Source organism: Patulibacter americanus DSM 16676, from assembly GCF_000420025.1.
Classification (GTDB): domain Bacteria; phylum Actinomycetota; class Thermoleophilia; order Solirubrobacterales; family Solirubrobacteraceae; genus Patulibacter; species Patulibacter americanus.
Map to the genome: position 1 here is coordinate 172,660 of NZ_ATUD01000001.1, position 23,138 is coordinate 195,797.

25 protein-coding genes are annotated in these 23,138 nt (G+C 74.2%); 11 read left to right on the forward strand and 14 right to left on the reverse strand.

Going from position 1 to position 23,138, the window contains the following annotated elements:
• Positions 1-21: 21 nt before the first annotated feature.
• A complete protein-coding gene (locus tag F593_RS29040) occupies positions 22-522 on the reverse strand; it encodes a nuclear transport factor 2 family protein (protein ID WP_022926862.1) in 501 nt (166 codons plus the stop codon).
• A gap of 124 nt (positions 523-646) precedes the next feature.
• On the opposite strand from F593_RS29040, the gene F593_RS0100805 reads away from it, so the two are divergent.
• Positions 647-1,075, forward strand: coding sequence for a secondary thiamine-phosphate synthase enzyme YjbQ (locus F593_RS0100805; RefSeq protein ID WP_022926863.1), 429 nt, complete (start codon positions 647-649; stop codon positions 1,073-1,075).
• A gap of 109 nt (positions 1,076-1,184) precedes the next feature.
• Here the strand turns inward: F593_RS0100805 and F593_RS0100810 are convergent, their stop codons facing one another.
• Together F593_RS0100810 and F593_RS0100815 are read right to left on the reverse strand one after the other, a co-directional pair.
• The gene (locus F593_RS0100810; protein WP_022926864.1) at positions 1,185-1,709 is read right to left on the reverse strand and encodes a c-type cytochrome; all 525 of its coding nucleotides are present in this window, start codon (positions 1,707-1,709) and stop codon (positions 1,185-1,187) included.
• On the reverse strand, positions 1,706-2,179 hold the full coding sequence (locus F593_RS0100815; RefSeq protein ID WP_022926865.1) for a hypothetical protein: 474 nt from the start codon (positions 2,177-2,179) through the stop codon (positions 1,706-1,708). The genes F593_RS0100810 and F593_RS0100815 overlap by 4 nt, the downstream gene beginning before the upstream one ends.
• Before the next feature lie 201 nt (positions 2,180-2,380).
• Between F593_RS0100815 and F593_RS27525 the strand changes: the two genes are divergently transcribed.
• Positions 2,381-3,241 carry a hypothetical protein gene (locus tag F593_RS27525; protein ID WP_051160366.1) on the forward strand — a complete coding sequence of 287 codons (861 nt, stop codon included), beginning with the start codon at positions 2,381-2,383 and terminating at the stop codon, positions 3,239-3,241.
• A gap of 93 nt (positions 3,242-3,334) precedes the next feature.
• Here the strand turns inward: F593_RS27525 and F593_RS21350 are convergent, their stop codons facing one another.
• The 3 genes from F593_RS21350 to F593_RS0100840 form a co-directional block, all read right to left on the reverse strand.
• A complete protein-coding gene (locus tag F593_RS21350; RefSeq protein WP_051160367.1) occupies positions 3,335-4,210 on the reverse strand; it encodes a Type 1 glutamine amidotransferase-like domain-containing protein in 876 nt (291 codons plus the stop codon).
• Positions 4,207-5,070, reverse strand: a complete 864-nt coding sequence (locus F593_RS21355) for a Type 1 glutamine amidotransferase-like domain-containing protein (RefSeq protein WP_022926867.1) — start codon at positions 5,068-5,070, stop codon at positions 4,207-4,209. The genes F593_RS21350 and F593_RS21355 overlap by 4 nt, the downstream gene beginning before the upstream one ends.
• Positions 5,071-5,218: 148 nt before the next feature.
• The gene (locus tag F593_RS0100840) at positions 5,219-5,803 is read right to left on the reverse strand and encodes a TetR/AcrR family transcriptional regulator (protein WP_022926868.1); all 585 of its coding nucleotides are present in this window, start codon (positions 5,801-5,803) and stop codon (positions 5,219-5,221) included.
• Positions 5,804-5,983: 180 nt separating this feature from the next.
• On the opposite strand from F593_RS0100840, the gene F593_RS0100845 reads away from it, so the two are divergent.
• Positions 5,984-6,517 (forward strand): cupin domain-containing protein, encoded by a 534-nt coding sequence (locus F593_RS0100845; protein ID WP_022926869.1) that lies wholly within the window; start codon positions 5,984-5,986, stop codon positions 6,515-6,517.
• Here the strand turns inward: F593_RS0100845 and F593_RS0100850 are convergent.
• The gene (locus F593_RS0100850) at positions 6,514-7,008 is read right to left on the reverse strand and encodes a MarR family winged helix-turn-helix transcriptional regulator (RefSeq protein WP_022926870.1); all 495 of its coding nucleotides are present in this window, start codon (positions 7,006-7,008) and stop codon (positions 6,514-6,516) included. The genes F593_RS0100845 and F593_RS0100850 overlap by 4 nt on opposite strands.
• Positions 7,009-7,128: 120 nt before the next feature.
• On the opposite strand from F593_RS0100850, the gene F593_RS0100855 reads away from it, so the two are divergent.
• Positions 7,129-8,067, forward strand: a complete 939-nt coding sequence (locus tag F593_RS0100855; RefSeq protein ID WP_022926871.1) for an NADP-dependent oxidoreductase — start codon at positions 7,129-7,131, stop codon at positions 8,065-8,067.
• 68 nt (positions 8,068-8,135) lie between these two features.
• Here the strand turns inward: F593_RS0100855 and F593_RS0100860 are convergent, their stop codons facing one another.
• The 7 genes from F593_RS0100860 to F593_RS0100890 all read right to left on the reverse strand — a co-directional run bounded on the left by F593_RS0100860 (position 8,136) and on the right by F593_RS0100890 (position 16,274).
• The gene (locus F593_RS0100860) at positions 8,136-9,041 is read right to left on the reverse strand and encodes an ABC transporter permease (RefSeq protein ID WP_022926872.1); all 906 of its coding nucleotides are present in this window, start codon (positions 9,039-9,041) and stop codon (positions 8,136-8,138) included.
• 3 nt (positions 9,042-9,044) lie between these two features.
• The gene (locus F593_RS0100865) at positions 9,045-9,908 is read right to left on the reverse strand and encodes an ABC transporter permease (RefSeq protein WP_022926873.1); all 864 of its coding nucleotides are present in this window, start codon (positions 9,906-9,908) and stop codon (positions 9,045-9,047) included.
• Positions 9,909-9,910: 2 nt separating this feature from the next.
• The gene (locus tag F593_RS0100870; protein ID WP_022926874.1) at positions 9,911-11,137 is read right to left on the reverse strand and encodes a polyamine ABC transporter substrate-binding protein; all 1,227 of its coding nucleotides are present in this window, start codon (positions 11,135-11,137) and stop codon (positions 9,911-9,913) included.
• Complete coding sequence (locus tag F593_RS0100875) at positions 11,130-12,296, reverse strand: ABC transporter ATP-binding protein (protein WP_022926875.1); 1,167 nt, start codon at positions 12,294-12,296, stop codon at positions 11,130-11,132. Before F593_RS0100875 ends, F593_RS0100870 begins: the two co-directional genes overlap by 8 nt.
• Before the next feature lie 348 nt (positions 12,297-12,644).
• Positions 12,645-14,255, reverse strand: a complete 1,611-nt coding sequence (locus tag F593_RS0100880; protein WP_022926876.1) for an amidohydrolase — start codon at positions 14,253-14,255, stop codon at positions 12,645-12,647.
• Positions 14,256-14,292: 37 nt separating this feature from the next.
• Entirely contained in the window at positions 14,293-14,841 is a 549-nt protein-coding gene (locus F593_RS21360; protein WP_022926877.1) for a cupin domain-containing protein, read from the reverse strand.
• Positions 14,838-16,274 carry an NAD(P)/FAD-dependent oxidoreductase gene (locus tag F593_RS0100890; RefSeq protein WP_022926878.1) on the reverse strand — a complete coding sequence of 479 codons (1,437 nt, stop codon included), beginning with the start codon at positions 16,272-16,274 and terminating at the stop codon, positions 14,838-14,840. The genes F593_RS21360 and F593_RS0100890 overlap by 4 nt, the downstream gene beginning before the upstream one ends.
• A 143-nt stretch (positions 16,275-16,417) precedes the next feature.
• Between F593_RS0100890 and F593_RS0100895 the strand changes: the two genes are divergently transcribed.
• The 7 genes from F593_RS0100895 (at position 16,418) to F593_RS0100925 (ending at position 23,137) form a co-directional block, all read left to right on the forward strand.
• Positions 16,418-17,416, forward strand: coding sequence for a nitrilase-related carbon-nitrogen hydrolase (locus F593_RS0100895; protein WP_022926879.1), 999 nt, complete (start codon positions 16,418-16,420; stop codon positions 17,414-17,416).
• Complete coding sequence (locus F593_RS0100900; RefSeq protein ID WP_022926880.1) at positions 17,413-18,471, forward strand: agmatine deiminase family protein; 1,059 nt, start codon at positions 17,413-17,415, stop codon at positions 18,469-18,471. Before F593_RS0100895 ends, F593_RS0100900 begins: the two co-directional genes overlap by 4 nt.
• Positions 18,472-18,509: 38 nt before the next feature.
• Complete coding sequence (locus F593_RS29625) at positions 18,510-19,097, forward strand: TetR family transcriptional regulator (RefSeq protein ID WP_022926881.1); 588 nt, start codon at positions 18,510-18,512, stop codon at positions 19,095-19,097.
• Positions 19,094-19,696, forward strand: a complete 603-nt coding sequence (locus F593_RS0100910) for a TetR/AcrR family transcriptional regulator (protein WP_022926882.1) — start codon at positions 19,094-19,096, stop codon at positions 19,694-19,696. Before F593_RS29625 ends, F593_RS0100910 begins: the two co-directional genes overlap by 4 nt.
• A gap of 170 nt (positions 19,697-19,866) precedes the next feature.
• Positions 19,867-21,507, forward strand: a complete 1,641-nt coding sequence (locus tag F593_RS0100915) for a PucR family transcriptional regulator (protein WP_022926883.1) — start codon at positions 19,867-19,869, stop codon at positions 21,505-21,507.
• Between the two features lie 67 nt (positions 21,508-21,574).
• A complete protein-coding gene (locus F593_RS27530; protein ID WP_022926884.1) occupies positions 21,575-22,357 on the forward strand; it encodes a hypothetical protein in 783 nt (260 codons plus the stop codon).
• A 90-nt stretch (positions 22,358-22,447) separates the two neighbouring features.
• Positions 22,448-23,137 carry an MBL fold metallo-hydrolase gene (locus F593_RS0100925; RefSeq protein WP_022926885.1) on the forward strand — a complete coding sequence of 230 codons (690 nt, stop codon included), beginning with the start codon at positions 22,448-22,450 and terminating at the stop codon, positions 23,135-23,137.
• Position 23,138: the final 1 nt, after the last annotated feature.

Below are 23,138 nucleotides of genomic sequence, written 5' to 3' on the forward strand. Positions count from 1 at the left end.
CGGCGCCAGGCCTTCGCGCGTTCAGTCGGCGGCGCGGCCTGCCGGCCGCTCGAGCGCGGTCAGCTCCCGGTCGAACGCCTCGATGCGGGCGGTGTCGGCGTAGAAGTCGTCGTGGTCGACGATCCGACCCCACCGCGTCCGGAGGACCAGCACCGTGCGGTTCTCGTAGATCCGCCGCCCGTCGGGTGCGTCGGCGTGGTCGTCGAAGCGGACCATCAGGGTCATCGCCCACGGCGGCCCGCTGAGCGCGAGGCCTTTGATCTCCCCCTGGATCCCCGCGGCCGTGAAGGCCCGCAGGAACCGGTCGATCTCGTCCCGGCCGACCCAGTCGCCCGCCCACCGGTGCGTCCCCGGGGCGAAGTGCAGCGTCGCGCCGGGCGCGTACGCGGCCAGGAGCCGCGAGTGGTCCCCGGCGTTCAGGGCCGCGACGTCGCGCCGGAACTTCACGAGCAGCAGCCGGGGCAGCACGGCGCGCGCCGCCACGGCAGCAGCGGCTCCGGCGGCGAACCTCTTGCGGGACATACGGACTCCTCGTGGGTCGCAGACCGGCGCAGCGTACAGTGCATCCGTCTTGATGGGCAATGGCCGCCAACGACGGGGCGGCCCCGCCACCGTGCCGCCCGCCCCGCCGTGCGACGATCGCTCCATGGTTTGGGTCCAGCGCACGGTCAGCCTCCGCCCCCGCCCCCGGGGGTTCCACCTCGTGACGGACGAGATCGAGGGCGGGATGCCCGAGCTTGCGGAGGTGCGCGTCGGGCTGCTGCACGTGTTCCTCCGCCACACCTCCGCGGGGCTGACGCTGAACGAGAACGCCAGCCCGGACGTGCGGCGCGACCTGCGCACGTGGTTCGACGGCGCGGTGCCCGAGGACTACGCGTGGACGCACACGCTCGAGGGCCCGGACGACATGCCCGCGCACGTGAAGGCGACGCTCGTGGGGCCCGACCTCACGATCCCCGTGAGCGACGGGCAGCTGGCGCTCGGCACCTGGCAGGGCATCACGCTCTGCGAGCACCGCGACCGCGGCGGCTCGCGCGAGGTCGTGCTGACGCTGACAGGGACCGACGAGGACTGACGACGCGCCGCCGGCGCTGACGGGCACCGGCCGGGCGGAGGGACCGCCAGACGAACCCACCGCAACCCCGACGCCACCCCTGCGTCGCGCCGGCGGGCCGCTTCCGCCGCTACCCCTTCGTCGCAGCGGCCAGGTACTTCACGAGCGCGTCGAGGTCCTCCGCCGGGAGCTCGTCGTAGCGGTCGGGCATCTGGGCGCCGGTGAACCCGGGCGTCGCCTCGGCCTGGGGGTCGACGATGCCCTCGCGGATCTTCGCCTCGTCCTGGTCGGTCAGGACCGCGTCGAGGTCCGGGCCGATGCGGCCCGTCGCGCCGGCGTCGGCCAGGCGGTGGCAGCCCGCGCAGCCCTCGTCCTCGAACGTCTTGCGGCCTCGCCCGCCGAGCACGCCGAGCGCCTGCACGGCGGATGCGCCATCCGCCCCGCCGCCCCCGTCGGCGTCGCCCGAGCCGCCCTCTCCACCCGAGCCGTTCGCCTCACCCGAGCCGCCGTCCCCGCCCGCGCCGGACTGCGTCGCCGCGGTCGTCCCCGAGCCGGACCCGGCGTCGTCGCCGCCCTGGCCGACGCCGAGGATCGCCCCGCCGAGGACGAGCGTCACGAGGACGGCGAGCAGCGCCCGCACGCGCCCGCCGGTCATGCGGCCACCCCCGCGCGGTCGTCCGTCGCGGGTCGCGAGGGAGGAGGCGAGAACAGCCGGTCCCGGGCGACCCAGGCGCCCGCGAGCGTCAGCACGACGGCGAGCACCTCGGCGACCACCGTGAGGATGGCGCGGGAGTCGTAGCCCGACTCGAGGAACCCGAACAGTCCGGTCGTGCGCGTGAGGACGATCGCGACGAGCGAGCCGACGCTGATCGCCAGGGACGAGAGGACGAACGCCGCCGGCCGGCGCGCGAGGAGGATCAGGACGCACGCCAGCGAGGCGACCGCGTTGACGAGGAAGAGCGGCCCGATGACGTCGATCTCGGAGTAGCCCCGGTGGTACAGGTGGGCGTGCTCGTAGCCGCCGACGGCGACCGCGAGCGCAGCCGCGCCGAGCAGCGCGGTCGCCGCGACGGGCAGGTCGCGGGCGGCGAGCCAGGGGGCGGGTCGGAGGAGCGGGCTCGTCATCGACGCCTACGCTAGCCGCGCCGCGGGCCGACGACCAGGGACCATCGTCGTAGTCCTTGCCCGCCGGCCGCTCCCCCGGGGCCGCGCCGCACCGCGCCACGCGGGCGATGCGGCCCGGCCGCGTCGCCGCCCCCGACCTCGGCCGGTCCCCGTCCGACGGAGGCGCGTCGCGGCCCGGCACCGCGTAGCATCCGGCAGCCCATGGCTCCCGACGCTGATTCCTCCCAGACGACGACCGCCACGGTCCTTCGCGCCACCGAGCGCCAGGTGCGGCTGCAGCTCGAGGGCGGCCGCGAGGTCACCAAGCGCGTGACCGTCCCCGCCGACGTCCGTGAGTCCATCGCGGGCAAGTCCGTCCCCGTCGTGGTGACCGGGACCGGCGAGCGCGCCCGCGTCGAGCTCGGCGAGGACTGGCTCGAGGCCGCGGGCGGCAAGGCCCCCGCGAAGCGCAGCCGCTCCCGCGCTGCCGCCAAGAAGGACGCGCCCGCCGCGAAGCCGGCCGCGAAGCAGGACGACGCGCCCGCCGAGAAGGCGCCCGCGAAGACGTCGACCCGTCGCCGCGGCGCGAAGAAGGACGACGCCCCGAAGGCCGACGACGCGCCCGCCGCCAAGGCCGACGCCGCCGCGAAGACGGACGACGCCGCGAAGGCCGACGACGCGCCGAAGAAGCGCACCCGCAGCCGCAGCAAGGCCGCCGCGCCGCAGGCCGCCGTCGCCCCGCCGGCCGAGCCGGAGGCCGCCGAGGTCGTCGCCGTCGAGGCCGAGGCCGCGCCCGCCCAGGACGCGCCGAAGGACGACGCCCCGAAGAAGCGTTCCCGCTCGCGGTCCCGTGGCCGCGGCAAGGCCAAGACCGCCGCCGAGCCGAACACGGACGACGCCCCGCAGGCCGACGCCCCCGCCGCAGACGCCGCGCCGGCCGCGCCGTCCGCCGGCGAGGTGCCGACCATCGCCGAGACGGCCGCCCAGGCGCCGCCGGCCCCCGCCGTCGCGGTCATCGACCCGGCCACGGTGCGCGAGCGCATCGCCGGCGCGGTCGAGCTCGTCCGCGCCGCCCGTCGCTAGCCGCCCCGCCGCCGCCTCGCGCGGCGGCACCTGGCCCGGCGGCGTGCGCTCGCGCGGCGTCGTCCGGGTCCGACCCGGGTGCGGTCAGGTCCGTCAGCTCGCGCGGCGCGCCCGCGCCGCGCTCCGCCCGCGGCCCGCGATCGCGCGGTCGCGGATGCGCCGCACGAGCCGCAGCTCGTCGCGGACGTCCATGCCCCCGTGGCTGCTCTCCCCGGTGTGCCGCAGGACGGCGTCGTCGACCTGCTCCGACGTGACCGGCTCCAGGCGCCGCACCGGCAGCGGGGTCTCGACGAGCTCGCCGTCGCGGCGGCGCTGGATCTGCACCACCCCGGCGCCCTCGCGACAGGCGACCGCCTCCTCGAGCACGCCGTCGACGAAGAGCAGCCCGGCGTAGTCGTCCGCCGTCCAGCCGTCCGAGAGGCGGCCGCTGCGGATCGCCTCGCGGTAGACGACGCCGCGCTCAGGCTGCTGGCGGGCGTGGACGGAGAGGGTGCCCGGGACGAGCCCGAGGCCGTCGATCGGCTCCGGGCGGCCGGACGACGTCGAGACGCCGCCGTCCATCCAGCACATCGCCCCGGCGCTCAGGCCCGCCAGGACCGTGCCGCGGCGGTTGGCCTGCAGCAGCAGCTCGGCGACCCCGTGGGCCCGCCACAGCGCGAGCAGGTTGCGCATGGAGCCGCCGCCGACGTAGACGATGTCCTGGCTCAGGATGAGCCGGTCCAGCGGCTCCTCCAGCTCGTCGAGGTGGAAGAGCGAGAGGATTCGCGGGCGGCACGGCCACGAACCGAACACACGGCCGAAGCGCACGATCTGGTCCTGCGGGTCGCCGCTGGCGGTCGGCAGGAAGAGGATCCGCGGGCGGGCCACGGAGGCGAGGGAGAGGATGTAGGCGTCGAGCTCCGGACGCCCCGGCTCCATGGTGAAGCCGCCCCCGCCCATGCAGAAGACGGGGCCCGCGGGACCGCTCACGCCGCCACGGCGCGCGCGGCCGCCCCGGGGTCCTCGCCGACGAGCGGGCCGTCCGTCGCGCCCGACGCGGCGAACGGGTCGGGCGCGGCCCGCAGGAGACTCGGCCCGTCGTCGTCCGCCCGGTCCCCCGTGCGCTGCTCGCCGAGGTAGCGGGCCTCCATGCGGCGCTCGTGCACCTGGCCGCGCCGGCCGAGGCGCACCTCGTAGGCGGTGGCCTTCGGCTTCGACGTGATGACCTCGTCGAGGCGGTCGCCGACGAAGCTCAGCGCCGCGCCGTCGTCCACCCCGAAGCCCGCCTGCAGGCCCGTGGAGACCATCCCCCGGTAGGCCGCGCGCCGCTCGGGCTCGCCGTCGTAGTGCACGCAGTTCGAGTACGGCAGCAGGCCCAGGCCGCGGACGCGCTCGCTCGGGCCGTGGAACGCCGTCACGGAGTCCGTGAACCAGCACAGCGAGCCCGCCGACAGGCCACAGAGCACGACGCCCTGCTGCCACGCCCGCCGCAGCGTGCGATCGAGCCCGTGGGCCCGCCACGCGCCGAGCAGGCTCTTGAGCGAGCCGCCGCCGACGTAGATGACGTCCTGCGAGAGGAGGTGACGCTCGAGGTCGCCCTCGACGGAGCCGGCGCTCGTGTCCCGCCGGAAGAGCGAGACGTGCGACGGTTCGCTCCGCCCCGCCCCGAATCGTCGGTAGAAACGGACGACGTAGTGGTCGGCGTCGCCCGAGGCCGTGGGCAGGAAGCAGATCTTCGGACGTTCGGCGCCGGAGAGCTCCAGCACGTAGTCGTCCATGAGCGGGTTCTTCGGTTCCATCGAGAACCCGCCGCCTCCGAGAGCGACGATGCGTGGGGGTCGGTCGGTCACACCCGGAGCATGCTCCGGCGCGACGGCCGCCGGGGGGTCCAGTTGTACGAGGTCCACGCGCCGGACCCCTCCCGCGTGGAGGGTGCTGTACACGCGGGCGAACGGGCGGGGCGGCGTGCTGTCCGAACGGCGGCGCCCTCGAGCGGCCCTAGCCCGTGACCTCCGCTGGCCCCTCGGGACCGAGGCCGCCGAGCAGCAGGTCGATCTGCCGGCGCGCCAGGCCGTCCCAATCGCCCGTGGGCAGGAGGGGCCGGGAGAGCAGCGAGGCCGCGACGATCAGGTCCTCGGGGGTCAGATCCGCCCGCAGCTCGCCGGCCGTCGTGCCCCGCTCGAGGAGCTCCCGCAGCGCCGTGCGCACCCCGGCCTGACGCTCGCGCGTGGCCGCGGTGAACACGGCGGGCCCGCCGTGGAGCGGGAGCACGAACCGCTCGCGGTCGCGGAGCGTGGCCAGGAAGAAGCCCCGGATGCCTGCGAGCGCCGGACCCGGGTGAGCGGCGGCCGCCCGCGCGTTGTCGAGGGCGATGCCGAAGGAGCGGTGGACGAGCGCGCCCAGCAGCTCCTCCCGGGTGGCGAAGTGCCGGTAGAGCGTCCCGACCCCCACGCCCGCGTGCTCCGCGATGGCGGCCATCGGGACCTTCTCGCCGTCGCGCCGGACGAGCTCGGTGGCCGCGTCGAGCACCCGCTCGCGGTTGCGGAGCGCGTCCCTGCGCGGTGGGCGGGGTGTGTCCGACACGTGACCGCATCATCGCAGCGGCTTGCGCCGGGCTCCCGTCCGGAGTACGGTCCGTTTAAGCGGACGAATTCGTCCGCAACGACACCGAGGACGACGAGTGGCTACCACCCCGGGCAGGACCGACACGACCGACGCGCGGCGCGACGCGACCCACGACGGGCGCGACCGGACGGCCGGCCGATGAGCACGCTCCCCCAGGACGACGGCGTGCGTGGGCTGGAGATCGCCCGGCCCGACGACCCCACGCTGCCGCACCTGGCCGTCGTGGGCGACACCTACACCGTGCTGCTCTCGGGCGAGCAGACCGACGGGCGCTTCGCGATGATCGACATGCTCGTGCCCCCGGGTGCCGGCCCGCCGCCGCACCGCCACGCCTTCGAGGAGTGCTTCCGCGTCCTCGAGGGGACGATCGAGGTGCGATTCCGCGACGAGCCGCCGGTGGAGCTGCAGACCGGCGAGTCGGCCAACGTGCCGGCGAACGCCCCGCACAGCTTCCGCAACGCCGGGGACGTCCCCGCGCGCCTGCTGTGCACCGTGGCCCCCGCGGGCCTCGAGCGGTTCTTCGCGGAGTTCGGGGATCCCGTCCCGACCCGCACGTCGCCGGCGCCCGAGCTCAGCGCGGAGGAGCGCCAGGAGCGGCTGCAGCGAGCCGTCACGCGTGCCCCGGACTACGGGATGGAGCTCCTGCCCCCGCGCACCCCGGAGGAGGCCTAGCGGCGGCGGCGCCGGGCGGCCGAGCGCGGCGGCGTCGATCGCATGTGCTCGCGCACCGGCTGCAGCAGCCCCGCCAGCGTCTCGACGTCCTTCCCCGAGAGCGGCTGGAACAGCATGCGGCTGACGACCTCGGCGTGACCAGGCAGCACGCGCTGCACCCGTTCGCGGCCGGCGTCGGTGATCGTGACCGTGACGCTCCGCTCGTCCTCGGGGGACGGCGCCCGGGTGACGAGACCGGCCTTCTCGAGGAGGCCCGCCTGGTAGGTCAGGCCGCTGCGGCTGTAGACGACGCCGTCGGCGAGGTCGGTCATCCGGTGGCTGCCCTCCGGCGCGCCGTTCAGGCGCGCCAGGAGCTGGAACTGCACGTAGCTGAGGTCGCCCGCCTCGCGGAGCTGCTGCTCGATCGCGTGGCGCAGCAGGTCGACGACCTCGATCAGCGCGAAGTAGGCACCGAGCTGGACGGGGTCGAGGAGTGGCGGCGATTCGGCCATGCCCGCAGTCTACGTACTTCGAATTCGATCTACTTGCTTCAACATCAAAGCAGTGCTACGGTTCCCACCAGGTGCTTCGAACTCGAAGCACAAGGACCCCACCACGAGAGCAGGCTCCCCATGAAGGCAGTGCGATTCCACGACTTCGGCGACACCGAGGTCCTCCGCTACGAGGACGCGGAGCGGCCGACCCCCGGTCCCGGTGAGGTGCTGCTGCGGGTCGCCGGCTCGGCGTTCAACCCCGTCGACGACGGCATCCGGGGCGGCTACCTGCGCGAGGTCTTCCCCGTCACGCTCCCCCACACCCCCGGCATCGAGGCCAGCGGCACGGTCGACGCGCTCGGCGAGGGCGTGACCGGCGTGGCCGTGGGCGACGCCGTCGTCGCGTTCCTGCCCATGACGGCCGCCGGCTCCGCCGCGGAGTACGTCGTGGCCCCGGCCGACGCCCTGGCCCCGGCGCCCACGAGCATCCCGCTCGCCGACGCCGCGGCCCTGCCGATGGTCGGCCTCACCGCGTGGCAGGCGCTCTTCGACGACGCCGGGCTGACCGCGGGGCAGCGCGTGCTGATCAACGGCGCGGGCGGTGCCGTCGGCGGCTACGCCGTGCAGCTGGCCAAGGGGGCGGGTGCGCACGTGATCGCCACCGCCAGCCCCCGCAGCGCCGAGCGCGTCCGCTCCGCCGGGGCCGACGAGGTCATCGACCACACCGCCAGCGAGGTCACGACGGACGAGCCCGTCGACGTGCTGCTGAACCTCGCGCGCATCGCCCCCGAGGAGCTCACGGCGCTCGCCGCCCTCGTCCGCGACGGCGGCGTCGTCGTCAACACCGTGCCGACGATCCCGACCCCGGCCGACGAGGCCCGCGGCGTGCGCGGCGTCGGCGTGTTCGTCCGCGGCGACGCGGAGCGGCTCGCGCGGCTCACGGCGATGGTCGACCGCGGCGAGCTGCGCGTCAACGTGGCCGAGCGGGTGCCGCTGGCCGAGCTGCCGGGGGTCCACGCCCGGGCGGCCGCCGGCACGCTGCCCGGCAAGGTCGTCGTCGTGCCGCCCACGGCCTGAACCGCGCGCGGACCGACAGGACCGGTGGGCCCGGCGCTCGCGTCGTGCGAGCGCCGGGCCCCCTGGGCTCAGCCCGCCTGCGAGATCCGGTCGCGCTTGGCGAGCCGGCGCTGCAGGAGCACGTTGCCGAGCATGAGCAGCAGCACGAGCACCAGCAGCATCGTCGAGAGCACGTTGACCTGCGGCGGCACGCCCTGACGGGTGGCGCCGAAGATGAACAGCGGGAACGTCTGGGTCTGCCCGGCGTTGAAGCTCGTGATGACGTAGTCGTCGATCGAGAGCGCGAACGCCAGGACCGCCGCCGCCGCGACACCCGGGGCGATCATCGGCAGGGTCACGCGGAAGAACGTCGTGACCTCGTTCGCCCCGAGGTCCCGTGCGGCCTCCTCGATGTGCGGGTCCATCCCCTCCAGCCGCGACTTCACGGTCACGACCACGTAGGAGATCGAGAACATGATGTGCGCGAGCAGGATCGTCACGTAGCCCGTGCCGATGCCGAGCACGAGGAACATCGCGAGGAGCGAGGCGCCCATGACGACCTCGGGCGAGGCCATCGGCAGGAAGACGAAGAAGTCCGCCGAGGTGCGGCCGCGGAAGCGGTGACGCACCAGGGCGATCGCCAGCAGCGTGCCGAGCATCGTCGCGGCGATCGTCGTCAGGACGGCGATCGAGAGCGAGTTCTGCAGCGCCTTCGCCAGGTCCGGGTTCTGGAACGGATCCCCCCAGTGCTTCAGCGTGAAGCCCTGCCACTCGAAGTTGAACCGTCCCTGGTTGTCGTTGAACGAGAAGACGATCATGAACAGGATCGGCGCGAGCAGGAACGTCAGCGCCAGGGCCGTCCACAGCCCGAGCGCGAGGTTCCGGCCGCGGCCGGTGTCGCCGCGCGGGGAGCGCGGCGTGGCGGAGTCGTCGACGCCCGGGACGTGCGGCGTCACCGGGTCGGTCGGCTTCTGCGGGAGTGCCTCGGTCGACATGCCTCAGCCCGCCAGTTCCGTCAGGTTCTTCGTACCGAGCACTCGGCCGTACAACGCGATGCCCAGCAGGATCACGCCCATGAGGATGAAGCTCAGCGCCGCCGCGGACGGGTAGTCCAGGACGTTGAGGAACTTCGATTGGATGACGTTGCCGATCATCGTGGTGTTCGAGGAGCCCAGGATCGACGAGTTGATGTAGTCGCCGCACGCCGGGATGAACACGAGCAGCGAGCCGGCGAAGATGCCCGGCACCGCCAGGGGCAGCGTGACCTTGCGGAACGCCGTGAAGCGGCTGCAGTACAGGTCGCTCGCGGCCTCGATCAGTCGGCGGTCGATGCGGTCCAAGGTCGCGTAGAGCGGGAGGACCATGAACGGCAGGAAGTTGTAGGCGATGCCGAAGACGACCGCCTTGCCCGTGGCGAGGAACTGCCCGCCGTCCGAGACGATGCCGAGGTCCTGCATGCGGGCCACGGCCCAGCCCTGGTCGTTCAGGATCAGCTGCCACGACGCCGTGCGCATGACCTGCGAGACGAAGAAGGGCAGGATCACCAGCAGCAGCAGCAGGCCCTTGAAGCGGCCAGCCTTGTAGGCGATGAAGTACGCCAGCGGGAAGGCGATGATCAGGTCGATGATCGTCGCGAGGCCCGCGTAGCCGATCGAGCGCAGGAACTGCGTGTGGTAATCGCGGACCGCGTCCGCGTAGGTGGAGAAGCTCCACGTGAGCTCGAAGCCGACCTCTGGGTCACCGGACATCAGCGAGACGCTGATCTGGTTGAAGATCGGGACGGCGAAGAAGACGATGAGCCAGACGAGGCCCGGGGCGGCGAACCACCACGGGATCATCTTGCGGCGCAGGGAGAGCGACACGGTCAGCCCCCCGTGACCTTGGCCATGGCTTCGTACATCGTCTGTTCCTCGCTGGTGGAGAGGGAGGGGTAGAGCTTGAGCCGCTTCCGGACGTCGTCCGGCGGGAAGATCAGCTCGTTCTCGGCGATCTCCGGATCGCTCTTCTCGAGGATCGGGCGGATGCCGTCGACCGGGCTGATGTAGTTGATGTACGCGCAGAGCTTCGCGGCGATCTCCGGCTCGTAGAGGAAGTTCATCATCGTCTCGGCGGCGTACGGGTGCGCGACCTTGGCGGGCAGCATCAAGTTGTCCGTGAACGTGATGCAGCCCTCCTCGGCGTAGGCGAACCGCAGGTTCGGGTTGTCCGCCTGCAGCTGCACCATGTCGCCCGAGTAGGCGAGCACGATCGCGACGTTGCCCTTCGTCAGGTCCGTCGTGAAGTCGTTGCCGGTGAAGCGCCGGAACTGGCCCTTCTCGTTCTGCTCCGCGATGTACTCGATCGCGCCGAGCATGTCGTCGAGCGTGGCCTTCGCCGGGTCCTTGCCCTGCATGATCAGCACGGTCGACGCGCTGTCGTAGGGCTCGGTGAGCATCGTCGTCTTGCCCTTGTACTTCGGGTTGAAGAGCTCCTTGATGCTCTTGATCTCGCCCCCCGTCGCCCGGATGTCGTAGCCGAGCGAGACGGCGCCGGACTGGAAGGGCAGCGTGAACTGCCGCTCCGGGTCGTAGCCGATCGACTGCAGGTTCGGGACGAGGTTCTTCGCGTTGGGGACGTTCTTCTTGTCGTACGGCGAGACGAACCCGGAGCGCACCCACTTCGCGGCCATCGGGTCCGTGAGGACGACGATGTCGCGGCCGATGTTGCGGCCCTGCGTGAGCTGCTGGCGGACCTTCCCGAAGAACTCGTTGTTGTCGTTGATCTCCTCGACGTACTTGACCTTGCCGCCGAACTCGCGGTCGAAGTCCTTCAGCACGCTCTTGTCCATGTAGAGCGGCCAGTTCGCGAAGACCCAGTTCCCGATCGGGACTTTCGGGTGGTTGACCCGCTCCGCCTCGGCCCGGAGGGCCTCGACGTTCTTCGTGGCGGTGCCCGTGATGCCGCAGGCCGAGAGGAAGGAGCCGAGGCCGCCGGCCAGGAGCATCGCGCCGGCGGAGCGGCCGACGAAGCTGCGCCGCGAGCTGCGCTGCGCGAACGCCGTCTCGAGCGACTCCTCGAGCGCGCGCTCGGCGCGGGCTCGATCCTCACGCACCGGCCGTCTCCCCTTCCACGACGAACGTCTGACGGGCGTCCCACGAGACCTGGACGTCCTGGCCCGGGCCGAACGTGCCCTTGGAGTTGCCGACGAGGTTGGGCTCGATGACCGTGAGCTCCTGGCCGCCGGCCGTCTTCAGCGCGTACTGGAGCGAGACGCCGAGGAACGTCGCCTGCAGCACCTTCGCCGGGAGGACGTTGTCGTGCTCCGGCGGGGTCTGGTCGGCACCCCACAGGCGGACCTTCTCCGGGCGCACGCCGATCGCGACGGGCTGCTCGCCCTTCAGGTTCCACATCCGGTTGCGCAGCAGGCGCAGGGCGTGGCCGTCGCTCGTGCGAACGGTCGAGAACTCGTCGGCACCACCCTGCTCGACGGTCACGGGGATGAGGTTCGAGGTCCCGAGGAAGTTCGCGACGAACGGGCTCTCGGGGCGCTCGTAGAGGTCCTCGGCGGAGCCGGCCTGCTCGATGGCGCCCTTGTTCATCACGGCGATGGTGTCGGCCATGCTCATGGCCTCCTCCTGGTCGTGCGTGACGTGCACGAACGTGATGCCGATGTCGCGCTGGATCCGCTTGAGCTCGTCCTGCAACTGGCGGCGCAGGCGCAGGTCGAGCGCGCCGAGCGGCTCGTCCAGCAGCAGGGCGCGCGGGCGGTTGACGAGCGCGCGGGCGAGCGCGACGCGCTGCGCCTGGCCGCCGGAGAGCTGGCCCGGCTTGCGCTTGGCGAGGTGGCCGAGCTGCACGAGCTCGAGCATCTCCTTCGCGCGCTTCTTCGTCTCGTGCTTGTCGACCCCGCGGCGCTCGAGGCCGAAGGCCACGTTCTTCTCGACCGTGAGGTGCGGGAACAGCGCGTAGGACTGGAAGACCGTGTTGACCTCGCGCTTGTGCGGCGGGAGCTGGGTGACGTCGTCACCGGCGAGCAGCACACGCCCGCTCGTCGGCAGCTCGAAGCCGCCGATCATGCGCAGCGTCGTCGTCTTGCCGCAGCCCGACGGCCCGAGCAGCGCGTAGAACTTGCCCTGCTCGATGTCGAGCGAGAGGTCGCCGATCACGACGTGGTCGCCGTAGCGCTTGTGCACGCGTTCGAGGCAGATGTCGCGCTGCTCGACGCTGCCGGTCGCGGCGGGATGTTGGGTGGTCTCGGGGACCGTCGTCATGGGACCTCCTCGGCACGGGGGCCGGTCGATGGTGCGGATCCGGAGGGGAGCTTCGTGGAACGACCTCGCTCCCGGACCTGCCATGCGGATAAACCTCGGGTCGCCCCTCTGGACGTTGCCCGCAGGCTCTCGCGCAACCTACGGGGCGTGCGACGTGCAGGGCGTCAGAGGGTTGACGCGGCCGTGCGACACACCGTCGCGCGCACGGGGTACAGGGCCCCACGCCCCGTCGAGGGAGCCGACGGCGGGGCCGCCGTCCGCACCCCGCGGGACCCGCGCCGAACGGGACCCGCAACGCGAGCGCTGCTCGCGGCGGACCGGGCTCGCCGGGGCCGGGGGGCCCGAGCCCTAGAGGGCGCGGTGGACGATCTCGCCGTCCACCACGGTCAGCAGCACCTCGTCGGCGAGCAGCTCCGCCGCCGGCACGTCGGCGGGGTCGTGCGCAAAGACGGCGATGTCGGCGTCGAGGCCGGCGCGGAGGACGCCGCGGCGGTCCTCGTCGGCGGTGGCCCGGGCGGCGTCGACCGTGTAGCCGCGCAGGGCCTGCAGGCCCGTGAGCGCCTGGTCGTCGTAGGGTGCGCGGCCCGGCTCGTGCGGGTTCGCGCGCAGGCGGGCGCTCGCCATGCCCTCGCGGGCGTCGCAGCGGGCGACGGGCCAGTCCGAGCCCAGGGTCACGAGCGCCCCCGACTCGAGCAGCTCGCGGGTGCGGAACGCACGGTCGCAGCGATCGTCGCCCAGGCGGCGCGACCAGTTGTCGGAGCGGTCGGGCGCCAGGTCCATCATGTGCTGCGTCTGCATCGAGGCCGTGACGCCCTCGGCGGCGAACCGCGGCAGGTCGTCGGGCTGGATCGTCTCGACGTGCTCGATGCGGTGCTGCGCCACGCCGGCCGGGCGCGGGCCCGCCTCGCGGTAGGCCTCGAGCGCCTCGTGCACCGCGCGGTCGCCGCACGCGTGCGTGACGCACTGGAACCCGGCGTTCGAGAAGAACTTCACCGCGTCGCGGTAGAGCTGCGGGTCGGGCCAGAACGGAGCGGTGCCGTCGCCGTTCACGTCCGGCTCGAACAGCCAGGCGGTACCCGAGTCGATGACGCCGTCGATGAAGAACTTCGCCACGCCGCCGCGCCAGCGCCGGCCGCGGCCGTCGCGGTGGGCGGCGAGCGACTCCCACTCCTCGCGCGGGGTGTCGGGGTGGATCCAGAGCGGCGCGATGATCCGCGTGACGAGGTCGCCGCCCGCCTCGAGATCGCGCAGCGTGGCGTGGGTGGCGGGCGAGCCGTCCATCGCGTGGGTCGTCGTGATGCCGAGCGTCGCCAGGCGGCGCAGGTGGGCGACGTAGAGCGCGCGGCGGCCCTCGTCGGCGAGCGGCGGCATGGCGCCGCGGACGATGTCGACGGCGGGCCACTCGCGCAGCTCGCCCGTCGGGGTGCCGTCGGGGTCGCAGACGATCTCGGCCTGCTCGGCGAACGTGCGCGGACCGTCGACGCCGGCGATCTCCAGCGCCTTCGGGGTGGCGACGGCGGTATGCAGGTCCATCATCAGGAAGAACCCGGGCGCGCCGCCCGTGGCCTCGACGAGTAGGTCGCCGCGCACCCCCGCCTCGCCGAAGACGTCGTAGCCCAGACCGAAGCCCAGGACCCACTCGCCGGGCGCGCAGCGCTCCGCCTCGGCCGCGATCAGCCGGCGGACCTCGTCGAGGCTGGTGACGCCGAGGAGGTCGGCGCCGCGCGCCTGCTCCGCCCCCATGAACGGGTGCATGTGGCTGTCGATCAGCCCGGGCACGACCGCCGCGCCGCCGAGGTCGACGACCTCCGTCTGGGAGCCGACCAGCGCGCGGATCTCCGCGTCGTCGCCGACCTGGACGATGCGCCCGTCGGCGATCGCGATCGCGGTGGCGGTGGGGCGCGCGTCGTCGAGCGTGCGGACGCGGCCGGAGACGAGGGCGAGGTCGATCTGGGTCATGGGGCTCCGGGGGTGGGTGTTCGTGGGGGGGGGACGGTCAGTCGGCCGGGCGCGGCGGATCGTCCGCCGGGTCCTGCGACACCGGGTAGTACGCGGTGATGTTCCCGGTCTGCGACCACACGCCGGGCGGCAGCGGGCGCTCCTCGGTCGGGGTCGTCGCGACGTAGACCTTGCGCAGGGTCTCGTGGACCCGCCAGACGGTGCGGTCGCCCGCGCGCAGCGTGCCGACCGTGCCGGGGGCCAGCTCGAGCGTCGGGCCGCCCTCGTTCTCCACCGTCGCGCGGCCGGAGACGACGACGAACACCTCGTCGACCTCGACGTCCGTGGCGACGCCCGGGGTGATCTGCCAGATCCCGTGCTCGACGAGGACGCCGCCGGCGTGGAGGTGCTCCTCGAGCGTCAGGGCCGACGTCTCCGGCGTGCCCTCGACGACCTGCTCCGGGTCGAGCGCGAGCGGCTCGAGGACCGCGGTGGCGACGTCCACGGCGAACGCCGGGTCCTCGCCCCGGACGTAGCGCACGTCCACCTCCCCCGTCTCGACGCCCTCCCCGAGGTCACCGAAGAGAGGCTCGTCGCCCGCGCTCACGAGTCGAACCCCAGCCCGAGGCGGTCGAGGGTCCGGAGCCACAGGCCGCGCTTGCCGCTGCGGTCCTCGGCGGCCATGCGGTTGCGGGTGATGGCGATGCCGACGCTGCGCAGCGGCTCGGGCGGGAACGGCGTGGGCTTCTCCCGCACGTACCGCAGACGGGTGGCCTCGGTGTCGCGGCCGTCGACGAGGTCGAGCGCCACCCGGCCGCCGAAGCGGGTCGCCGCCACACCCAGGCCGGTGTAGCCCGCGGCGTACGCGACCTTCCCTCCGTGGGTCGTGCCGAAGAACACGGAGAAGCGGCTGCAGGTGTCGATCGCCCCGCCCCAGCGGTGCGAGAAGCGCACGCCCTCGAGCTGGGGAAAGGCCGTGACGAAGTGCTGGGCGAGGCGGCCGAAGGTCTCGTCGCTCTCGTCGTGGCGCGCGGCGACGGGGCCGCCGAAGCGGTAGACGGCGTCGTAGCCGCCCCACAGGATCCGGTCGTCGGCCGTCAGCCGGTAGTAGTGGAACTGGTTCGCGTCGTCACCGATGCCCTGGCGCCCCTCCCAGCCGATCGACGCGCGTTGCTCCGGGGTCAGCGGCTCCGTCATCAGCACGTAGTCGTAGACGGGGACGATGTAGCGGCGCAGCTCGCGCACGATCGGGGCGAACGCGTTCGTGCCCAGGACGACGCGCCGCGCACGGACGCGGCCCTGCGCGCAGAGCACCTCGACGCCGTCGGGCGTCTCGCGCAGGTCCTCCGCGCGGGTGTGCTCGTGGATCCGCACGCCGGCGTCGAGCGCCGCACGGCGCAGGCCGAGCGCGAGCTTGCCCGGGTGCACGAGGGACGCGCCAGTGCGGTCCCAGACCGCGCCCTGCACGACGGGCGAGTGCAGCTGGGCGCGCGCAGCCTCGCGGTCGAGGACCTGCACCTCGTGGCCGTGGGCCCGCAGCAGCTCTGCGTGCTCCTCGAGCTCGTCCGTGCCGGTGGTCGGGTCGAGGATCACGTCCATCTCGCCCGTGTGCTCGAGCTCGCAGTCGATGCCGAGCCGCTCCACGTCGGCGCAGAGGTCCGCGTGGTTCTCCAGGCCGAGGCGCTCCAGCGTCGCGAGCTCCTCCGGGAATCGCGCCAGCCCGTTGGGGAGCCCATGGGTGAGGGACGCGACGCAGAAGCCGCCGTTGCGGCCCGAGCCGCCGAAGCCGCAGGTCTCGCCCTCGACCAGGACGACGTCGCGGGTGGGGTCGTCGCGCTTGGCGTGCAGCGCCGCCCAGAGCCCGGTGAACCCGCCGCCGACGATGCAGAGGTCCGCCGTGACGTCGCCGACCAGCGCGGGCTCCGGGGTCGGCCGCTCGATCCCGCCGTGCTCCTCGTCGAGCCAGAACGACCGGGGGATCGCGTCCGCGAAGGAGGCGCGGTGGGCGGCCGTCGGGGCGGAGCGGGGCCAGGGACTCATCGCCCGGGACGCTAGTGGGCCGCGACGGCCTGTCCGCCGCACCTGCGACAGGGCGTCCGTACGCCCCGGGGGCACGCGACGCCCTGTCGCACCTTGCAGAGGATCTCCACCCGCCCCCGGCCGTGCCTTACGCTTTTTCAACCATGCGCGTGATCACCGCCACGACCCCTCCCCCGTCGCCCGCGCGCGTCAACGCGCCGCGCCGGGCCCCGCTGCGCGTCGGCGCCGTCCAGCACCGCTGGCACGCCGACCCGGCCGACCACCGCGCTGCGCTCAAGGGGGGCATCTCGCTCGCCGCCGCCGAGGGCGCGCAGGTCGTGTTCCTCCAGGAGCTGACGATGGCGCGCTACTTCGCCGACGTCCGCCCCGACGGTGCGCCGGACGCGACCGCGGAGGAGCTGCCGGGCGGCCCGACGCACCAGTTCGCCCAGATGGCGGCGCAGAAGCACGGCATCCACGTGCACGCCTCGGTCTTCGAGCGCGCGCCCGGCGAGGACGGCCGCGGCTACAACACCGCCTTCCTCGTGGCCCCGGACGGCTCGCTCGTCGCCCGCACGCGCAAGCTCCACATCCCCGTCACGGCCGGCTACTACGAGGACGAGTACTTCCGCCCCGGCCCCTCCGACGGCGACCCGTACCCCGTCGTCGCGCTCGGCGACGAGCTCTCGGACGCCCACGTCGGCCTGCCCACCTGCTGGGACCAGTGGTTCCCCGAGGTCGCGCGCGCCTACTCCCTGAACGGCGCCGAGATCGTGGTCTACCCGACCGCGATCGGCTCGGAGCCCGACCACCCGGACTTCGACACGCAGCCGCTGTGGCAGCAGGTCATCGTCGCCAACGGCATCAGCAACGGCACCTTCATGGTCGTCGTCAACCGCATCGGCGACGAGCGCGTCACCCGCGCCGACGGCACCACCACGGGCAACGTCTTCTACGGCTCGTCCTTCATCTCGGACCCCTACGGCCGCGTGCTCGCCCAGGCGCCGCGCGACGAGCCGGCCGTGCTCGTCGCCGACCTGGACCTGGACCAGCGCCAGGACTGGCTCGACCTCTTCCCGTTCCTCGCCACGCGCCGCCCGGACACGTACACCGAGCTGACGGCGCCGGTCGTCGAGCCCGCGTCGGAGAAGGCCGCGGGATGAGCACGGGCGGCGCCGCCGGCGCAGCGGCCACCCCCGCGTGGCGGATGCCCGCCGAGTGGGCGCCCCACGAGCGCACCTGGATGGCCTGGCCGTCGTCGGGCTACACGCTGGGCGAGACGGAGGCCGACGCCGAGGAGGCCCGCGCCGCCTGGACCGCCGTGGCCCACGCCGTGCTCGAGTTCGAGCCCGTGAGCATGGTCGTCGACCCGACCGCCGCCGCGCTGGCGGCCGAGCGGCTCGGCCCGAAGGTCCCGCTCGTGCAGGCTCCGCTGGACGACGCCTGGATCCGCGACATGGGCCCGACCTTCGTGCTCGGCGCCGACGGGCAGCTGGGCGCCGTGGACTGGACCTTCAACGGCTGGGGCGGCCAGGGGTGGGCGTCGTGGGAGCACGACGCGCGCGTGGCCGCCGTGGTCGCGGACGCCGCGGGCGCCGAGCTCGTCGACTCGCCCCTGGTCAACGAGGGCGGCGGCATCCACGTCGACGGCGAGGGCACGATCCTGCTCACCCGCACCGTGCAGCTCGACGAGGGCCGCAACCCGGGCTGGGACGAGGCGCGCGTCGAGGCCGAGCTGCGCCGCACCCTCGGGATCGAGAAGGCGATCTGGGTCCCCCGCGGCCTGGCCCGCGACTACGAGGAGTTCGGCACCCGCGGCCACGTCGACATCGTCGCCACGTTCGCGTCGCCCGGCGTCGTCCTCGTGCACCACCAGACCGATCCGCGGCACCCCGACCATGCGGTGACGGCCGAGGTGGCGGCGCTGCTGCGCGAGGAGACGGACGCCCGCGGCCGCCGCCTCGAGGTGATCGAGGTCCCCGCTCCCGCGTTCCTCGCCGACGAGGAGGGCCCGGTCGACTACAGCTACATCAACCACCTCGTCGTCAACGGCGGCGTGATCCTCTGCGGGTTCGGCGAGCCCGAGGCCGACGCCCGGGCGAGCGCGATCATGGAGCGGGCGTACCCGGGCCGGCGGATCGTCCTCGTCGACGCCCGCCCGCTGTTCGCGCGCGGCGGCGGCATCCACTGCATCACCCAGCAGCAGCCGCGGGCCTGAGGGCCGCGGTCGCGTCGAGGCGGGCTACCCTGCCGACCGTGACCGCGAGCCCCGCCGGCGCGCCCGGGGATGTGCTCCCGCAGGCGCGCATCCTCGCCGCGGCGACCGGGCAGATCCGCCGGGGCGGGGTCCGCGAGGTGCGCGTGCAGGCGGTCGCGGCCGAGGCGGGCGTGTCGACCCCGCTCGTCTACCACTACTTCGGCAACCGGGCGGGGCTCGTGCGGGCCGCGCTGACGGCGGCCGTGGCGGACGCGCCCGACCCGGCCGCGTCGGCGAACGCATCGCCGCGGGAGCGCCTCGTCGCGCTGCTCGCGGGCGGGGTCGACGACGCTCCCGAGCGGCGCGAGGCGGCAGCGATGCGGAACGAGCTGGCGGCGTCGGCGCTGTTCGACCCGGAGCTCGGCGCGCTGCTCGCGACGGACACGGCGAGGCGGGAGGCCTCGGTCGTGGCCGCGCTGCGCGACCACGCGACGGCGAGCCACGAGGGCGACGAGGCAGCCGTCGTCGCCCGGGGGCTGGTGGGTCTGGCCGACGGGCTCGTCGAGCGGTGGCTCGGCGGCCTGCTCGCCGCCGACCGCCTCCGTGCGCTCGTGGGGCGGGCGGTCGACGCCGTGGTCGCGCGATGAGCGCCCCGGCGCCCGACCGGCAGCCCGAGGGGCGCCGCGCGTTGCTCGACGCCACCGCGGCGCTCGTGGCGGAGCAGGGCGTCCGCGGGTTGTCTCCCCGGGCCGTCGCTCGTCGTGCCGGCACGACGGCGGCGCTCGTCTACTACCACTTCGGCTCGCCCGCCGGCCTCGTCTCCGCCGCGCTGCACCACGCGAACGAGCAGGCCCCGTCCGTCACGCGCCTGCCCGGCCCCCCGGCGGGCCGGCACGGCCGCGACGCCCTGGTCGACGCGCTGGAGGCCGAGTTCGACGACGACCCGCGGGTGCGGAGCCTCAACGCGATCTGGAACGAGGTGGGCGCGCTCGCCGCGTTCGAGCCCGCGCTTCGCGACGACCTGCGTGCGGTCACCGACGCGTGGAAGGCGACGGTCGCCGCGGCGATCCGACGCGGCGTGGCCGACGGCTCGGTCGCCCCCGACGTCGACGCCGACGAGGCGGCCGAACTGCTGACGGGCGCGGTTGACGGCCTGAGCCAGCGGTGGCTCGCCGGCGCGCTGACGGCCGACGAGGCGCGCGTGGCGCTGCGGCCGCTGCTCGACGCGTTGGTCCCGGCGGGCTGAGCCGACGGATCGACGGGAGCGCGGGCGGGGCCGGTGAGGGCGGTGCGGCACGTGGGCGCGCCGGAGCCACACCGTGTCCGGGACCGGTACGACACCGTGTCGCGCCCATTCGGGTGGGCAGCGGACGATCTGCCCTTTACGCGGCTTGCTGATGCGGGCATCATGTGCGCGTGACCACGGCAGACGCGTTCCACGCCAGCCCCCCGCCGCTCGCCGCGCCCGCCGTCCGGATCACCGTGCGCCAGGCGCTCGACCTGCCCGTCCTGCGGCGCGGGCTGCCCGACGTCGTCGCGGGCGAGGCCGGGCTCGACGGCCCGATCCGCTGGGTCCACGCCGGCGAGGTCGCCTACATCGCCTCGCAGCTGCGCGGCGGCGAGCTGCTGCTCACCACGGGCATGGGCATCGGGCGCAAGGCCGTCGACCAGCGGCGCTTCGTCGCCACGCTCGCGGACCTGGGGCTCGCCGCGCTCGTCATCGAGCTGGGGTCGACCTTCGGCGAGCTCCCCGACGCGCTGGTCCAGGCCGCCCGGCACCACGGCCTCACGCTCGTCGCCCTCACCCGCGAGGTCCCCTTCATCCTCGTGACGGAGGCGATCCACACCGAGATCGTCAACGCCCAGTACGCGATGCTGCGCCGCGGCGACGACGTGCAACAGCGCCTGACGGAGCTGCTGCTCGCCGGGCAGGGGATCCCCGACGTGCTGCGCGCGACGGCCGAGATCATCGGCAACCCCGTGTTCCTCGAGGACGGTGACGGGCGCCTGCTCTACCACGCGGGCGCGGTCACGGAGGGCATCGACGCACTCGACGCGTGGAAGGCGTCGAGCCGGCCGGGCGGCCGTGCGCCGTGGCGGGCCGGGCTCGCCTCGCCCGTGCCGATGGGGCCCCACGGGCCGGCGGGACGCCTGCTGGTGCTGCCCGTCGCCGGCCCGATGGACGAGATCGCCGAGGTCGCCCTGCAGCGGGCCGCCGGCATCGTCGCCCTGGCGCTCCTGCGCGCGCGGCAGGAGGAGGAGCTCGTCGCCCGCGAGCGGGGGAACTTCCTCGCCGACCTGGCCGAGGGCCGGATCGCGGGGGCGCACGCGGAGCGACAGGCGGTGTCCATCGGCTTCCGGGCCTCGGGCGAGCTCGTGCTCCCCTTCGCCGCCGAGACGGCCGGCGCCGCCCGCGACGCGACCTGGGGTCTCGTGCTGCGCGACGTCGGCAACGAGCTCGAGGCCCACGGCCACTCGGTCCTCACAGGCCAGAACGAGCGCGCCGGGCAGCTGCTCGCCCTCGTCGGCCTGCGTGAGGCCGGCGCGCGCGAGGCGGTCGCCGACGCGTTCGCCCGCGCCCTGCGGACCGCCACGGACCGCCGGCTCGGCACGGACGAGGCGCGGATCGCGGTGGGCGAGCCCACCGCGTGGCGCGACGTCGGCCCGGCCCTGCGCCTGGCCGCGGAGACGGCCGCGAGCGCCGTGGCCCTGCCCCCGGCCACGTGGCACGACGTCCGCACGCTCGAGCTGCAGCGCCTGCTCTGGCACTGGCGCGACGACCGTGAGCTGCGCGACTTCGTGCGCCGCCGCCTGGGGCCCGTCCTCGAGCACGACCGGCGGCGCAAGCACCAGCTGCTGCCGACGCTCGAGGCGCTCTGCGCCGGCGGCTGGCGCAAGGCCGAGGCCGCCCGGATGCTGCACCTCAACCGGCAGGCGCTGTACAACCGCCTGGCCCGGATCGAGGAGCTGCTCGACGTCGACCTGGCCGACCCCGAGCAGACGCTGACGTTGCACCTCGCGCTGCGGGCGCTGCCGCACGTCGACCCCGAGGCGTAGTCGAACTCTCAGGAAGCTCTCAGCGTCCTCTTCGGTCCCTCCGATGGTCCGTGGGCATGCTGGGGTCATGATCCGCTCGTTCAAGACCAAGACCGCCGCGCTCGCGACGATCGGCGTCCTCGGCATCGGCGGTGGGGCGTACGCCGCCACGTCCGCCTCGAAGGCCCCGACCCCGCTCACCGGCTCCATCACCGACAGGGCGTCCGCCGCCGCCGTGGCGAAGTACCCGGGCAGCACGCTCGTCGGCATCCAGAGCCGCCCCGACGGCACGTACGTCGCGCAGGTCCGCAAGACGGACGGCACCCAGGCCGTCGTCGCGCTCGACAAGGAGTTCAAGGTCACCGCCGCCCGCGAGGGCGGCCGCAGCTTCGGCGGGACGGGCGGCTTCGGCGGGCGCGGCGGCGGCCCCGGCCACGGCGGCCCGGGCCGCGGCCTCGACACGGCTGCACTGGCCAAGACGCTCGGCGTGACCGAGGACAAGCTGCAGGCCGCGATCGCCAAGGTCCGCCCTGCCGCCAAGGCCGACCGGAGGGACGAGCTCGTCGCCGCGTTCGCCAAGGCGCTCGACGCGAGCGAGGCCGACGTGCAGGCCGTCTTCGACGACGCCGCGAAGAACGGCGGCCCCGGCCGCGGCTTCGGCGCCCGGGGCGGCGGGTCGGACATGATCGCCGCGCTCGCGACGAAGACCGGCAAGTCCGAGGACGACGTGCGCAAGGCGCTCCAGGCCGCGCGCCCCGACAAGGGCGAGCGCCTCGAGGAGCTCTCCGCCGCGCTGACGAAGGAGCTCGGCCTCGACGCCGCCAAGGTGCAGGACGCCCTCGAGGCCGCCCGCCCCGCCGGGCGCCCGTAACGCCCCCGGGTGGCCGGCGCAGCGCGTCGCCGGCCACCCGTCCGGACCGCAGAGTGGACACCTCTGCCTAATGCCTATAGGCTGTGCCCTATGAGCAATAGCGCACCGTCTCCCGCCGGCATCGTCCGCGTCTCCCTCTGGGGCGCTGTCAACGCCTACCTCGTGCCCGAGGACGACGGACTGACCCTCGTCGACACGACCATGAAGGCGGGCGCGGCGCGCCTCGTCGCGGCGTCCGAGCAGCTCGGTCAGCCGATCCGGCGCGTCGTGCTCACCCACGCGCACGACGACCACGTAGGCGGGCTCGACGCGCTCGTCGAGCGGCTCGGCGACGTCGAGGTCCTCATCTCGACGCGCGATGCGCGACTGCTCGCCGGCGACCGCACGCTGGACCCGGACGAGCCGCAGTCGAAGCTCCGCGGCGGCCTGCACGGCGCGAAGACCGCGCCGACCCGCACCCTGGAGCACGGCGACCGTGTGGGCTCGCTGCGTGCCGTCGCCGCTCCGGGGCACACGCCGGGCCAGCTGGCGTTCCTCGGCGAGCGCGACGGCACGCTGCTGTGCGGCGACGCCTACGCGACGATGTTCACCGTCGCCACCTGCGCCCGGGCCGCCAAGCGGTTCCCCCTCCCGGGCCTGGCGACGTGGCACAAGCCCACGGCGCTGGAGTCCGCCCGCGCCCTGCTCGCCCTCGCCCCCGAGCGGCTCGCGCCGGGGCACGGTCCCGTCGTCGAGGGGCCGGTCGCCGCCATGGAACACGCCGTCGCGCGGGGATGCTGAG

What these genes read in the sequence shown, in the direction of transcription:
- F593_RS0100910 (WP_022926882.1), top strand. Translation starts at nt 19,094, where the DNA reads ATGAGCGCCCCGGCGCCCGACCGGCAGCCCGAGGGGCGCCGCGCGTTG.
- F593_RS29040 (WP_022926862.1), bottom strand. Translation starts at nt 522, where the DNA reads ATGTCCCGCAAGAGGTTCGCCGCCGGAGCCGCTGCTGCCGTGGCGGCG.
- F593_RS27525 (WP_051160366.1), top strand. Translation starts at nt 2,381, where the DNA reads ATGGCTCCCGACGCTGATTCCTCCCAGACGACGACCGCCACGGTCCTT.
- F593_RS0100925 (WP_022926885.1), top strand. Translation starts at nt 22,448, where the DNA reads ATGAGCAATAGCGCACCGTCTCCCGCCGGCATCGTCCGCGTCTCCCTC.
- F593_RS0100850 (WP_022926870.1), bottom strand. Translation starts at nt 7,008, where the DNA reads ATGGCCGAATCGCCGCCACTCCTCGACCCCGTCCAGCTCGGTGCCTAC.
- F593_RS0100900 (WP_022926880.1), top strand. Translation starts at nt 17,413, where the DNA reads ATGAGCACGGGCGGCGCCGCCGGCGCAGCGGCCACCCCCGCGTGGCGG.
- F593_RS0100805 (WP_022926863.1), top strand. Translation starts at nt 647, where the DNA reads ATGGTTTGGGTCCAGCGCACGGTCAGCCTCCGCCCCCGCCCCCGGGGG.
- F593_RS0100875 (WP_022926875.1), bottom strand. Translation starts at nt 12,296, where the DNA reads ATGACGACGGTCCCCGAGACCACCCAACATCCCGCCGCGACCGGCAGC.
- F593_RS0100895 (WP_022926879.1), top strand. Translation starts at nt 16,418, where the DNA reads ATGCGCGTGATCACCGCCACGACCCCTCCCCCGTCGCCCGCGCGCGTC.
- F593_RS0100890 (WP_022926878.1), bottom strand. Translation starts at nt 16,274, where the DNA reads ATGAGTCCCTGGCCCCGCTCCGCCCCGACGGCCGCCCACCGCGCCTCC.
- F593_RS0100810 (WP_022926864.1), bottom strand. Translation starts at nt 1,709, where the DNA reads ATGACCGGCGGGCGCGTGCGGGCGCTGCTCGCCGTCCTCGTGACGCTC.
- F593_RS0100845 (WP_022926869.1), top strand. Translation starts at nt 5,984, where the DNA reads ATGAGCACGCTCCCCCAGGACGACGGCGTGCGTGGGCTGGAGATCGCC.
- F593_RS0100815 (WP_022926865.1), bottom strand. Translation starts at nt 2,179, where the DNA reads ATGACGAGCCCGCTCCTCCGACCCGCCCCCTGGCTCGCCGCCCGCGAC.
- F593_RS0100860 (WP_022926872.1), bottom strand. Translation starts at nt 9,041, where the DNA reads ATGTCGACCGAGGCACTCCCGCAGAAGCCGACCGACCCGGTGACGCCG.
- F593_RS0100880 (WP_022926876.1), bottom strand. Translation starts at nt 14,255, where the DNA reads ATGACCCAGATCGACCTCGCCCTCGTCTCCGGCCGCGTCCGCACGCTC.
- F593_RS27530 (WP_022926884.1), top strand. Translation starts at nt 21,575, where the DNA reads ATGATCCGCTCGTTCAAGACCAAGACCGCCGCGCTCGCGACGATCGGC.
- F593_RS0100855 (WP_022926871.1), top strand. Translation starts at nt 7,129, where the DNA reads ATGAAGGCAGTGCGATTCCACGACTTCGGCGACACCGAGGTCCTCCGC.